Annotated in this window: 12 protein-coding genes and 1 pseudogene; 7 read left to right on the top strand and 6 right to left on the bottom strand. The window is 57.0% G+C overall.

Going from position 1 to position 11,931, the window contains the following annotated elements:
* Positions 1-233, bottom strand: a 233-nt coding sequence (locus tag ACNKID_RS02740) for a response regulator (RefSeq protein ID WP_417911900.1), incomplete at its 3' end; no start/stop codon positions are given.
* A gap of 23 nt (positions 234-256) precedes the next feature.
* Positions 257-1,336, bottom strand: a complete 1,080-nt coding sequence (locus tag ACNKID_RS02735) for an MBL fold metallo-hydrolase (protein WP_417911899.1) — start codon at positions 1,334-1,336, stop codon at positions 257-259.
* 13 nt (positions 1,337-1,349) lie between these two features.
* On the opposite strand from ACNKID_RS02735, the gene ACNKID_RS02730 reads away from it, so the two are divergent.
* The 5 genes from ACNKID_RS02730 to ACNKID_RS02710 all read left to right on the top strand — a co-directional run bounded on the left by ACNKID_RS02730 (position 1,350) and on the right by ACNKID_RS02710 (position 7,740).
* On the top strand, positions 1,350-1,664 hold the full coding sequence (locus ACNKID_RS02730) for a hypothetical protein (protein WP_417911898.1): 315 nt from the start codon (positions 1,350-1,352) through the stop codon (positions 1,662-1,664).
* A gap of 59 nt (positions 1,665-1,723) precedes the next feature.
* Positions 1,724-2,209, top strand: a complete 486-nt coding sequence (locus ACNKID_RS02725) for a DUF3015 family protein (RefSeq protein ID WP_417911897.1) — start codon at positions 1,724-1,726, stop codon at positions 2,207-2,209.
* 116 nt (positions 2,210-2,325) lie between these two features.
* A complete protein-coding gene (locus ACNKID_RS02720) occupies positions 2,326-3,618 on the top strand; it encodes a 3-deoxy-D-manno-octulosonic acid transferase (protein WP_417911896.1) in 1,293 nt (430 codons plus the stop codon).
* A 1,004-nt stretch (positions 3,619-4,622) separates the two neighbouring features.
* Positions 4,623-6,368, top strand: a complete 1,746-nt coding sequence (locus ACNKID_RS02715) for an ABC transporter ATP-binding protein (protein ID WP_417911895.1) — start codon at positions 4,623-4,625, stop codon at positions 6,366-6,368.
* A 61-nt stretch (positions 6,369-6,429) separates the two neighbouring features.
* On the top strand, positions 6,430-7,740 hold the full coding sequence (locus ACNKID_RS02710) for a UDP-glucose dehydrogenase family protein (RefSeq protein ID WP_417911894.1): 1,311 nt from the start codon (positions 6,430-6,432) through the stop codon (positions 7,738-7,740).
* 53 nt (positions 7,741-7,793) lie between these two features.
* Here ACNKID_RS02710 and ACNKID_RS02705 read toward each other — a convergent pair whose 3' ends face one another.
* Complete coding sequence (locus ACNKID_RS02705; protein WP_417911893.1) at positions 7,794-8,042, bottom strand: PxxKW family cysteine-rich protein; 249 nt, start codon at positions 8,040-8,042, stop codon at positions 7,794-7,796.
* Between the two features lie 168 nt (positions 8,043-8,210).
* On the opposite strand from ACNKID_RS02705, the gene ACNKID_RS02700 reads away from it, so the two are divergent.
* Together ACNKID_RS02700 and ACNKID_RS02695 are read left to right on the top strand one after the other, a co-directional pair.
* Positions 8,211-9,416: a type II secretion system F family protein gene (locus tag ACNKID_RS02700; protein ID WP_417911892.1), complete on the top strand. Its 1,206-nt coding sequence runs from the start codon at positions 8,211-8,213 to the stop codon at positions 9,414-9,416.
* Between the two features lie 116 nt (positions 9,417-9,532).
* Positions 9,533-9,823 carry an integration host factor subunit alpha gene (locus ACNKID_RS02695; RefSeq protein ID WP_417911891.1) on the top strand — a complete coding sequence of 97 codons (291 nt, stop codon included), beginning with the start codon at positions 9,533-9,535 and terminating at the stop codon, positions 9,821-9,823.
* Between the two features lie 42 nt (positions 9,824-9,865).
* Here the strand turns inward: ACNKID_RS02695 and ribD are convergent, their stop codons facing one another.
* The 3 genes and pseudogenes from ribD to ACNKID_RS02680 all read right to left on the bottom strand — a co-directional run.
* Positions 9,866-10,957: a bifunctional diaminohydroxyphosphoribosylaminopyrimidine deaminase/5-amino-6-(5-phosphoribosylamino)uracil reductase RibD gene (gene ribD, locus ACNKID_RS02690; protein WP_417911890.1), complete on the bottom strand. Its 1,092-nt coding sequence runs from the start codon at positions 10,955-10,957 to the stop codon at positions 9,866-9,868.
* On the bottom strand, positions 10,954-11,412 hold the full coding sequence (nrdR, locus tag ACNKID_RS02685) for a transcriptional regulator NrdR (RefSeq protein ID WP_417911889.1): 459 nt from the start codon (positions 11,410-11,412) through the stop codon (positions 10,954-10,956). Before nrdR ends, ribD begins: the two co-directional genes overlap by 4 nt.
* 3 nt (positions 11,413-11,415) lie before the next feature.
* Positions 11,416-11,931 (bottom strand): annotated as a pseudogene (locus ACNKID_RS02680) (serine hydroxymethyltransferase); the annotation flags it as partial.

Below are 11,931 nucleotides of genomic sequence, written 5' to 3'. Positions count from 1 at the left end.
GTGTCGGCGTGCCAGCGGCGGACGTGCAGCAGCAGCTCAATGCCGCTCTCGCCGGAAAGCTGCACATTGGCCAGCACAAGATGAACAGTGAACCGGCTTAGGATTTCTCGGGATTTGGCGATGCTGGGGGCGAAGGCTACCTGATAGGCACTGCTGTAGGGCAGAAAGGCTTCCCGCAGCTCCTGCATGAAATTCTTGTCCCAGTCAACGATCAGTATGTTTTTGCGGTTCATGGCGGTCGGCGCACCCTTCTTGGTCATTCAAAATAATCCGGCAGTTCCTGCTCTCCGCCGGACTGGGGCAGGATGTCGCCAACTGGAATGTTGCGTCCGATTAGGGTTTTGAGGGCGACTAAGTTGACTAATCCCTCCAAGCCCGCGCCGCCGTGCTGACGGAGATGAGCGAGCAGGGTTTTAACAGCAACTGGCGGCTCGACTTTGAAGCCGGTCACTCTTCTGCCAGCAAAAGTCATGATGCTGGTGAAGGACTTGTCCCGGTTGAGGGAGGCGATGCCCTTGGCCAGCGCGTCAGCGGAATCCTCGCGTTCCAGCTCATCGAGGATTTCATTGACCGCGCCGAGATAGTTTTCCACCTTCTCCCCGGCGATGAGCAAGTCCAGCCCCACGTCCAATTTGTACATCCGGTCGAGAAAATCTTTGATCAGATCGCCCTGAATGATGGAACCGTGCTGCGGGGCGATCATCTCCGGCGGCGGATCGAGGTTGCGGATGCGCGAGACCGCCAGCCGGAGCGCATCCCGCGAGGGCATGTAGAGCTGGTGGAAGGTCTTTATGCCCTCCCAGCACGCTTCGGTGGCGTACAAATCCGGGGTGTAGGACAGTCCCCCGAAGAGGTCTCCGGAAAACAGAATGCGGCTGCGCACGTCATAATACATCATCGCCCCCCGAAAATGACAGAAGGGCGAGGGCACAAAAATCAGGCGGCAGCCGCCGGGCATGGTGGCTCGGTGATTTCGGTAACTTTCCACCGCTTTGAAGCGGCTCGCCTTGAGACCAAAGAAGTGAATCAGCCTCCACGTGTCTTCTGAGGCTACCACCATGCACTGCGGATTGAGCTTCTGGATGTAGGCCGAATTGGGTGCCACGTCAGGATCCTGATGGTTGATCAGTATCCCGTTGACCTTCTCCAGGCCGCCGATGATGGGCGCGACCGCCTTCTGCAAACAGGTGAGCAGTTCCGGCGGGCCGGGATCTATGATGATGTTGGCCCCTCCGGGCGCATGAGGGTAGCAGAGGAGGTAGATGTTGACCTCCAGCAGAGCATCCGAGCGGTTGGCCAGCCACCAGACGTTGTCACGCAGTTCAACAGGCTTCATCGTCTTCTCTTTCATGATCAGCGGGATATTTAGAATTGTTCAGCTCCGGCGCACAGTTCCTTCTTGTATCTTATCGCATCTGAGAAGCATTCTCAACGGATGCCTCCTCCGCTCCGAAGTTTCTTCTCATGCTGCTGGCCGCGACAATAATTTCCGCGCTTTTTCCTTTTTCCGCAGTGAAAAAGAAAACGATATGATTTTGTTAAATAATACTTCATGCCTGAAAAAAAATGAAGAGAAAAATCAGGCGGCGGCAATGAGCCGCTTTCTTGCGGCGGAACAACTAAAAACAATGTCGGATATTGACATTGCGCTCTCTCCTGAGTAATCTTGACAATGAGGCTTTTTCAGTTCCTTATCAATCTTCAGAAGCACAAGGAGATGCACATGCTCAAGAAAAACATGAGAACCATCGCGCTCGTTTTCACTGCTTCGCTGGCATTGGCTCAAACCGCCGCCGCCAGAGAATTCGCTGAAATCTACACTGACTGCGGTTTGGGCGCATTGATCGCTCCCCGCACTCCGGCGGTCGCGGCGGTGACCAACGTCACCTTTGACCTTGGCACCACAGCCATCATCTCCAACATCTCCTCACCGGAGACCTGCAAAGGCGGCAAGGCATTGACCGCTGCCTTCATCAACGAAACCTATGAGCCGCTGGAGGCCGATCTGGCTCGCGGGCAGGGCAAGTATTTAGACTCGCTGACCACGCTTGCCGGTGTGCGTGAGGACGGCAAAGCCGCATTTGTTCAAGGACTGCGCAGCGATTTCGCCGCAGCTGTCGTCGCTGACGGCTATGCGGAGCGCAGCCGCTTCGAGAAGGCCGAGCATCTGTACAATCTGGTCTTCCGCCAAGCAGAAAGCAGAAGCTGAAAGCTGCTTCGTTCAGGGGGGAGGAGCACTCCTCCCTGAACGCAGAGCGCAGATCAAGAAGACTCGCCTTCCTCTGCCCGCTGAACCCAGCGGTTCTTTTTATTTCCTGCATCGTTTTGCTTCTGCAAAAAAATCAAGACCGCGTTTTGGAGCGGCTGGGGCGGCGCACACGGCAGATCAAGGAAAAGCTGGCTGCCGCCGCCGGTGCTGTGCCCAAGCCGGTGATTTGGATTCATGCCCTGTCTGTGGGCGAGGTGCGTTCCGCCCTGCCGCTGGTCAAAGGCCTCCGTGAAAGCATCCATCCGTCAGCACTTATTTTCAGCGCGACCACCCGCAGCGGCAAAGAACTGGCCGAACGGCTCATTGCCCCGCACGTTGACCTCATCCTGTTCAGCCCGCTCGATTTTCCCTGCGTTGTCCGACGCTTTCTTAACGCAATAAAGCCGAGCTGCTTCATTCTTGTCGAGACAGATTTCTGGCCGAACTGGCTACGTCAGCTTCAGCAGCGGCAAATACCAGTCATGCTTGTCAATGGCCGCATCTCCGAAAAATCTTTCGCTTCCTATTGCCGCTTCGCCTTGTTCTTCAAGCCGATGTTCCGCTGCTTCAGCCTGCTTTCCATGCAGACCGCGCAGGATCGGGACAAAATGCTCGCGCTCGGCATCCCGGCTGAACGGATCGTCTGCTTCGGCAATTTGAAATACGATCTGCCTGCCAGCCGCTCTGCCGCCTTTGCCCTGCCTGCATTCAAAGATGGCTCGATTTGGGTCTGCGGCTCCACCCATCCCGGCGAAGAAGAACTGATTTTTGCGGCATTCCAGAAAATCGCAGGGGCAAACCCCTGTGTTCGCCCTTCTCCTCTGCGTTTAATCCTCGCGCCACGAAAAATCGAGCGAGGCGGCGAGCTGCTCAAGCTGGCTTGCAGCTTCGGCCTGAATGCTGCGCTCCGCAGCAGCGGCGAATCGGGCGAGGAAAGCTGCGTCCTCATCTTAGACACCATCGGTGAGCTGGCAGACTGTTACAGTGTGGCGCGGCTGGCTTTCATTGGCGGCAGTTTGGTGAACGAAGGCGGCCACAACCCGATTGAAGCGGCAGTTCAAGGCGTGCCCGCGCTGTTTGGCGAACACATGGAGGATTTTCATGAAATCGCCCGCGATTTGGTGACGTGCGGCGGGGCAAAGGTGGTCACAGCTGAGACATTGGCCGAAACCGCCGCCGCAATTCTCTGTGATGATGCGCTGCATACGGCCATGTCCGGCTCGGCGCGACAGTTAGTTGAACTGCACCGCGGCGGCGTGAGGCAACATGTGCAGGCGGTGCGGGATATGCTTGCTGTTTCAGCTGTCACATGCCGTAAAGAGCAGTGTCATGAGGCGATGATGGATAAAATTTCAAATCATTCAACATGATTTGAGCATTTTTATTCCAAGGCGCGACATGCTCTGACGGAGAATTCAAGGCAACTTGCTCTTCCGCTCTCCTTTTCGACAGAAATTTCTTTGCACGCCGACCAGAACTCAGAATACAACACAGCATTTCTCCTGCATGATTCCGGGAGTGAATCCCAAAGTCCGCGCACGTCTTTCTTTCCTCTGCTTCCGGCTTTGTTTGAAGGATTTTCAACAAACTATCGGCTGCGTTTCTTGCATGAAAATTTCCGTTTCCTCTTGTAAATTGAGCCATTCAAACGAGATGCAGGAAGGAACATGGAGATAAATCACCGGCGAGCTGTGGATTTGACCAAGACAGCCTTGTTTGCCCAAAAGAAATGAAGGCGCAGGCCAAAACAGGCTGCACGAACCCGAAAGGCCGCTTCAACCGCCACGTTTCACGCTGCAATCAGGCCGTTTCACACTTAAAACAACACGATTCACGCTTAAAACGGTCTGGTTCACGTTTAAATCAGGCCGATTCACTCGTGAAACGGGTTGATTCACACTTCAATCAAAGCGATTTAAACGTAAATCAAGCTGATTCACGCTTAAATCGTGTCAGTTGAAGCGTGAATCATGGCGGTTTACGCTTCAATCATGCCGATTAAAGCGTGAAACGGCCTGATTGAAGCGTGAATCAGGGCAATTTAACTGTGAAACAGGATGGTTCAAGCGTGCTTTGGAGAGAAAAAAAGCTCATGTTGCTCAGAAGATACTGACAGCGCGGCAAACGCATGCTGAGACAGCGCGGGACAAGTCTTCCGCAGCCCATGCGCTCCTTCATTGCGCGGCGGATGAGCAGGGCGCGAGGCAAGATGCCTGCGCGGCGCATCATAACGAGAGACACCGGCAGCCCGTTCACTGTTTTTTTAGAAAAATGACTATGCAGACGCATTGTTCGGGCCGCGAAAATATTGTAAAGTAACCTGCCCTGCCATTCGGCGGACACATTCAATCAGATCGGAGTTCTTTTTGGCAGCATGAGCCTGAGCATCAGCAAGCTGTCTGTCATCTACCGCACCGAGCACACGCTGATCCACGCTTTGGACGAGGTGGATTTGGAGTTTGCGCCCGGAACGAGCACCGCCTTGATCGGCGAGTCAGGCTCCGGCAAATCCACCTTGGCCTTAGCCTGCCTCGGCCTGCTGCCCGATGCCGCGATTATCGGCGGCGAGATCAGATTGGACGGGGAATTGGTGGATTATGCCGATCCGGCAGCGGTGAACCGCCTGCGCTGGTTTCGGGTGGCGATGGCCTTTCAGAACGGCAGCTCGGCTCTCAATCCAGTGCATCCGGTTATTGAGCAGGTGGCTGAGCCGCTGCTTTGTCGGACAGCGACGGAACGCGCCGAGGCTCTGTCGATTGCCGCGCAGGCTCTCAGCCGCCTTGGTTTGTCTGAGAAGGAGCAATGGCGGTATCCTCATCAGCTCAGCGGCGGGCAGGTGCAGCGCGCCCTGCTGGCGATGGCCTTGGTTTTGGACCCGGACGTGCTGATGCTGGATGAGCCGACCTCCAATCTTGACGCGGCGACCAAGCTGGTGGTGGCCGAGGCGATCCGCGAGACCAAGGCGAGGGGCAAGGCGGTGCTGCTCATCACCCATGATCTTGACTTCGCGGCTCAGCACAGCGACCGCGCTGCTGTCCTTTATTCCGGCCAGCTGATGGAGCTGCTGCCTGCGGCCAAGCTGCTCACCCAGCCATATCATCCCTACACAATGGCCTTGAGCCGCGCCTGCCCGGACATGGAGCGGACCAGAGACCTCGGCGGCATCCGGGGCGAATCCCTGCGCCGCAGCGCCGACTTGGCCGCCCTGCCTGCGGTCTTGTCCGAGCGCAATGGGGCCGCGCTGCGCCCGCTTGGCTGCCTTTTCGCCGGACGCTGCACTCAGGCTGTGGAGCGATGCTCCAGCCGCCAGCCGCAGCTTGAGACCTTGGAAGAGCATAACGTGCGCTGTCTGCGCCGGGGCATTGTCAATCTGCTGGAGCTGCGCGGGGTGAGCAAAAGCTACAAGGACGTGCAGGCCCTGCGGCCCGTTGATCTGACCATCCGCGCTGGCGAGGTCTTTGCATTGATCGGAGAGACCGGCTCCGGCAAATCCACGCTCTCGATGATCGCCTCCGGCAGCCTGAAGCCGGACAGCGGCAGCCGTCTCTTTGACGGCAGGGACATGGATGAATGGAGCCGCAGCGATCGCAAGTCGCTGGTCCGCCGCATCGGCCTGGTTTATCAGAATCCAGCCGAGTCCTTCAGCCACCGCTTCACTGTTTTCGACATTCTCACGGAGCCGCTGAGAATCCACGGCATAGTCAACAAGGTGATTCATATCGAACGGGCGCATGAGGTGCTGACGCAGGTGCATCTGCCGGAAGACGAGGCCTTTCTCCGGCAGTATCCGCACCAGCTCAACATGGGCGCGCTTCAGCGTCTGAGCATCGCCCGTGCCCTGATCCTGCGGCCATCGCTGCTCATCGCTGATGAACCGACCAGCGCCCTTGATCCCAGTGTTCAGGCCAAGGTGCTTAAGCTCTTGCTCCATCTGCAAACCGAGCTGGGTCTTTCCCTGCTCTTTGTCACGCATGACCTCGCCTTAGCCCGCAAGGTCAGCGACCGCGTCGGTGTGCTCTTCAAGGGGGAACTGGTGGAATGCGGCCCAGCCTCAGCCGTGCTGAAGCGGCCCGCGCATCCCTACACCAAATTCCTCGTCAGCAGCGCGAGGGGGACTTAAAGAACCGGGAGCGGCTCTGATCAGCTTGAAAAAACAATTACCTCAACATGAAAGGAAGATAATGAAGATAGCGATGATCGGCACTGGTTATGTCGGCCTTGTCACCGGTACCTGCCTGGCGGAGTTCGGCCATGAACTGGTCTGTGTGGACAAGATCGAGGAAAAAATCGTCCGCCTGCGGCAGGGGCAGATTCCGATCTACGAGCCGGGCTTGGATGTGATGGTGGCTAAGAACGTGGCCGAGGGACGGCTGCGCTTCACCACGAAATTAGACGAGGCAGTGCCGGAGGCGGAGGCGGTTTTCATCGCGGTCGGCACTCCCTCATCCCGGCGCGGCGACGGCTACGCGGACCTCAGCTATATCTACGCGGCAGCCAAAGAAATAGCTCCTTGGCTGCGAGACTACACCGTGATTGTGGACAAGAGCACAGTGCCGGTGGGCACAGCCCGCCAAGTGGCCCGCATCGTCCGAGAGGCCAATCCTCAGGCGGAGTTTGATGTGGCTTCCAATCCTGAATTCCTGCGCGAGGGCGCGGCTATCGCCGACTTTATACACCCAGACCGGGTGGTGATCGGCGTGGATTCAGAACGTTCGGAGCAGGTGCTGCGCGAGATATATAAACCGCTCTATCTGCGCGAAACGCCCATAGTCAGCACCAGCATTGAGACCGCTGAGCTGATCAAATACGCGGCCAACGCTTTCTTGGCGGTGAAGATCAGCTTTATCAACGAAATAGCCTCGGTCTGCGAGGCAGTCGGCGCGGATGTGGCCGCGCTGGCCAAAGGCATCGGCATGGATGGGCGAATCGGCGGCAAGTTCCTTCACCCCGGCCCCGGCTATGGCGGTTCTTGTTTCCCCAAAGACACGCTCGCCCTGATGCGTCTGGTGCAGGAATATGGAGAAAGCCTGCGCATCGTTGAAGCGGCGGTGGAGGTAAACGCGGCACAGAAGGCGCGGATGGTCAAGAAAATCCGTGACGCGATAGGAGGCTCGGAAGCAGGCAAGATTATCGCTGTGCTCGGCCTGACCTTCAAGCCGGAAACCGATGACATGCGCGATGCGCCCGCGATCACCATTCTTCCGGCTCTGATGGAAAAAGGTGCTATAATTCGTGCCCATGACCCAAAAGGCATGGACGAGGCCCGAAAATATCTGCCTGAAGGCGTGGACTATGTCGAGAATGCCTACGCTGCCTGCGAAGGCGCGGACGCAGTGGTGCTTATGACTGAATGGAATCAGTACCGCGCCCTTGATTTGGAGCGGCTGAAAAAAATGTTGCGCCAGCCGGTCTTCATTGACCTGCGCAATGTCTATGAGCCTGCGGCGATGAAGACGGCAGGGTTCCGGTATGTCGGGGTGGGAAGAAAATAGTACAGCAGATGCGGGCCTCAGGGACGGTTGCGGCTGAGGCCCGCAGAACTTGCTTACTTTTTCTTCGCGGAAGCGCGCTTGGCGGCTTTTAGCGGGTTAACTTTGACCGTGACCACCTTGATCTCCGGCTTGGAATGGGTAGCTAAGTTGCAGAAACCCAGCCGCCATTTTGCCGATGGCTGCATGAAGGTGCCGCAGTACTGGCTGCTGTTTTCCTCAACAACGCGGTCGCAGCCGCTGCACTTGTCAATGATCGGCTGAAAGCCACCGGAACTGTATTTTCCTGCGCTGCTGGTCTGCATTCTGCGAACCTCCTGAAAAAATATGATGTTTTCCTTGAACTGGAAAGAAATCTTGCATACAATGAAACTGATTGCGCCAAGTTGCCATTTTATAAATGGTATTGCGCCCGCTGTCAACTGTTTATACGGTATTTCCGGCTGAAAAATATCACTGGTGGGGTCTGAGCGATGCCTGTTTACGTCTGGAAAGGGAAGAACTCTCTCGGCAATAAGATCAAGGGCGAAATGGAAGCGGTGAACGAGGCGGCGGTGCAGGCCCAGCTCAAGCGCCTGCGCATCCAGAACCCGACGGTGAAGGAAAAGCCTAAGGATATGTTCGCCAACGTGGCCTTTTTACAGCCCAAGGTGACGGGTAAGGACATTGTTATTTTCACCCGGCAAATGTCCACGATGATCGACGCAGGTCTGCCGCTGGTGCAGAGCTTGCAAATCCTCTCCAAGCAGCAGGACAATCCCACCTTCAAGCGGGCGCTCACCGAGATGCTCAGCGATGTCGAGACCGGCCTGACACTGGCGGACAGCATGCGCAAGCATCCCAAGATATTCGACTCGCTTTTCGCCAATATGATCGAGGCTGGCGAGGTCGGTGGCATTTTGGACACTATCCTTTCTCGGCTTGCGGCATTCAAAGAAAAATCTATGGCATTGACAAAAAAGATCAAAGGGGCAATGACGTATCCGGTGATCTGTCTCGGCATTGCCATTCTGATTTTGGCGGTTATTCTCATTTTCGTCATTCCGGTCTTCCAAGAGATGTTCACCAGCATGGGCGGTGCGCTGCCTGCGCCGACCCAGTTTGTCGTTGACATGAGTGAATTCGCTCAATCGAATATTCTTTACCTTATTGCCGCTGCTTGGGTGGCCGCTTTTCTCTTTAAGAAGTATTACAATACAGAAGGCGGACGGATGAAAATTGATGCGCTCCTGCTCCACGCGCCGGTCTTCGGCCCGCTGATTCGCAAGGTGGCGGTGGCCAAGTTCACCCGCACCCTCAGCACCATGCTGGAAAGTGGCGTACCAATCTTGGACGCGCTGCAAGTTGTGGCCAAAACTGCCGGCAACAAGGTTATTGAGCAGGCGGTCTTTCATGTCGCCAGCTCCATCGCCGAAGGCCGTCCCATCGCCGAACCGCTCGAGGAATCCGGCGTATTCCCGAACATGGTCGTGCAGATGATCAATGTCGGCGAGTCGGTCGGTGCCTTGGACGCGATGCTGTCAAAAATCGCCGATTTCTATGATGAGGAGGTGGATCAGGCGGTGGAGAATCTCACAGCGATGATTGAACCGTTCATGATGGTGTTCCTCGGCGGCACCATCGGCGGGCTGGTTGTGGCCATGTACCTGCCCATCTTCACCATGGCCGACAACCTCTGACGGCGGCATGGGCAAGACAAGATTGATAATCATTGACACTGCTTTATTTTTTTCTTATAGTTAGAGCAGGTTGGAATGATAACCTCCACATACAGCGACAATACGGAGATATAAAAATGACCCTGACCAAGGCAAATCTCATTCAAGCGGTTTACAAAAAGCATCCTGGGCTGACTAAGACACAGGCTGCTGACTCGGTGGAGACCTTCATTCAGCTCGTCAAGGAATCCTTGATCAAGGGCGAAGACATGCTCCTCAGCGGATTCGGCAAATTCAACGTGAAGGACAAGAAGCCCCGGCGTGGGCGCAATCCGCAAACCGGCGACGAGCTGATTCTTGATGCCCGGCGGGTTGTGACCTTTAAACCCTCCGGCATCCTCCGCAGCAAGATCAACAACGGGAAATAAGCGCGACGGAGAACAGCGTCCGCTCAATACTTGGGCGGGCGCTCAATTGATCTTCCGCAGTAAACCCCGCAGCAGTATATCTTGGCCCAATTTTTCCGCAGTCAGTTCTGCCAGCAGCACTTCTGGCGCATTGCCGGTGAGCAGCGGCGTTCCATTCTCGCCGATGAAGCAGGGCGCGACAAAAAGGCAGACTTCATCCGCCAAACTGGCCCGCAGAAAGGCTCCATGCACTGCTGCGCCGCCTTCAACCAGTACGGAAGTCAGACCCGCTTGGCCGATTTGCTGCAAAATCTGCTTCAGATCAAGCCGTCCGTTCTCATCAGCAGCAATGCGGTGAACGACCGCGCCAGCCGCTTCCAGCTTGCGCTGCTTTTCGGCGCAGGCATCAGTTCGGCAAAAAATCCACGTCTGCGCATCGGACTGCTGGCGCAGCAGTTTTGCCTCCGGCGGCAGGCGGAGCTGGCTGTCCAAGATAATCCGCAGCGGATCGCGGCCTTGCTCCAAGCGGCAGGTGAGCGAGGGATCGTCAATCAGAGCGGTGCCGCTGCCGATCAGAATGGCATCCAGCTGGTCGCGCAGCTCGTGCGTCCGCCGCTGCGATTCCGGCCCGGTGATTGCCCCTCCTTGGCCGCGCATTCGGCTGATTCTGCCATCTAAACTCATGCCCGCCTTCAAAACCACCCACGGCAGGCCGGTGCTCGAATGCTTGATGAAAGGCCGGTTGAGCTGGCGGCATTCCTCTTCCAGAATGCCCATTTTTACCATAACACCTTGGCTGCGGAGGAATTCTGCTCCGCCTGCGGCGACCGGATTTGGATCAGCCATGCCGACCACAACGCGGACGATTCCGGCGGCTAAAACCGTCCGGCTGCACGGCGGGGTTCTGCCGGTGTGATTGCACGGCTCAAGGGTGACGTAGAGCGTGGCACCGGCGCAGGCGACCGCTCCACCGGCATCCGCGATGGCATTAATTTCGGCATGAGGCGTGCCCGCCTTTTTATGCCAGCCGCTGCCGACAAGCTGCCCGTCGCGGACTATCACCGCGCCGACGCAGGGATTGGGCGCAGTGCGGCCCAGCCCTTTTTTGGCCAGCTCAAGGGCTTGGCGCATGAAATGGAGGTCAGGCCCGCTCATTTCTCCTTGTGGAGAAAATGCTTGAGTTCCACCATGAATTCATTAACATCCTTGAACTGGCGATAGACCGAGGCAAAACGGACATACGCCACCTCGTCCAGCTCCGGCAGGGTCTCCATCACCCATTCACCGAGCTGCGAGGTGGGAATCTCCTTCTTGCCCACGTCTTGCAGCCTGCGCTCGATCTTGTCCACAAAGGCATCAAGCTGCTCCATGCTCACCGGCAGCTTCTCGCAGGCTTTTTCGAGGCCAAGTAGCATCTTGCCCCGGTCCCACGGCTCGCGGCGGCCATCTTTTTTCACCAGCATGGGCAGGGTCATCTCGATGCGCTCGTAGGTGGTGAAGCGCTGCTCGCAGGCCGCGCAGTGCCGCCGCCGCCGGGTGATGGTCTTGTCGCGGTTCAGGCGGGAGTCAATCACCCGGTTGTCGATGCTGCTGCAATACGGACATTTCATAAATCAGGCCGCAAATTCCTCCTCCCGCGCCATCTCAGGATAGAGCGGCAGCTCCTCGCACAGCTCGCGCACTTCCTGCCGCACCTGGGCGATCACCGCCGGAGTTCTGGATGTCAGCACCCGGTTGATCCAGTCGGCGATTTTGACCATCTCCGGCTCTTTCAGCCCTCTGGTGGTCACGGACGGTGTGCCGATGCGGATGCCGCTGGTGACGAAGCGCGGCTGGGTGTCAAAGGGGATGGCGTTCTTATTCACCGTCAGTCCCGCCTCTTCCAGCAGATGCTCGGCCTCTTTGCCGGTCAGCCCTTTGCTGCTCAGATCAATCAGCATGAGATGATTGTCCGTGCCGCCGGAAACGATGCGGAAGCCGTGGCCTTTGAGCTGCGCGGCCAGCGTCTGGGCGTTGGTCACAACCTGCCGCTGATACTGGCGATATTCTTCGGTCATCGCCTCTTTGAAGCTGACCGCCTTGGCTGCGATCACATGCACCAGCGGTCCGCCCTGAATGCCGGGGAAGAT

This window comes from Candidatus Electronema sp. TJ (assembly GCF_048287355.1).
Classification (GTDB): domain Bacteria; phylum Desulfobacterota; class Desulfobulbia; order Desulfobulbales; family Desulfobulbaceae; genus Electronema.
This window is presented reverse-complemented; position numbering and strand designations above follow the sequence as displayed.

Excerpts from the sequence above, each read along its gene's own strand:
- ACNKID_RS02735 (WP_417911899.1), bottom strand. The coding sequence starts at position 1,336 with ATGAAGCCTGTTGAACTGCGTGACAACGTCTGGTGGCTGGCCAACCGC.
- ACNKID_RS02730 (WP_417911898.1), top strand. The coding sequence starts at position 1,350 with ATGATCAGCGGGATATTTAGAATTGTTCAGCTCCGGCGCACAGTTCCT.
- ACNKID_RS02725 (WP_417911897.1), top strand. The coding sequence starts at position 1,724 with ATGCTCAAGAAAAACATGAGAACCATCGCGCTCGTTTTCACTGCTTCG.
- ACNKID_RS02715 (WP_417911895.1), top strand. The coding sequence starts at position 4,623 with ATGAGCCTGAGCATCAGCAAGCTGTCTGTCATCTACCGCACCGAGCAC.
- ACNKID_RS02710 (WP_417911894.1), top strand. The coding sequence starts at position 6,430 with ATGAAGATAGCGATGATCGGCACTGGTTATGTCGGCCTTGTCACCGGT.
- ACNKID_RS02705 (WP_417911893.1), bottom strand. The coding sequence starts at position 8,042 with ATGCAGACCAGCAGCGCAGGAAAATACAGTTCCGGTGGCTTTCAGCCG.
- ACNKID_RS02700 (WP_417911892.1), top strand. The coding sequence starts at position 8,211 with ATGCCTGTTTACGTCTGGAAAGGGAAGAACTCTCTCGGCAATAAGATC.
- ACNKID_RS02695 (WP_417911891.1), top strand. The coding sequence starts at position 9,533 with ATGACCCTGACCAAGGCAAATCTCATTCAAGCGGTTTACAAAAAGCAT.
- ribD (WP_417911890.1), bottom strand. The coding sequence starts at position 10,957 with ATGAGCGGGCCTGACCTCCATTTCATGCGCCAAGCCCTTGAGCTGGCC.
- nrdR (WP_417911889.1), bottom strand. The coding sequence starts at position 11,412 with ATGAAATGTCCGTATTGCAGCAGCATCGACAACCGGGTGATTGACTCC.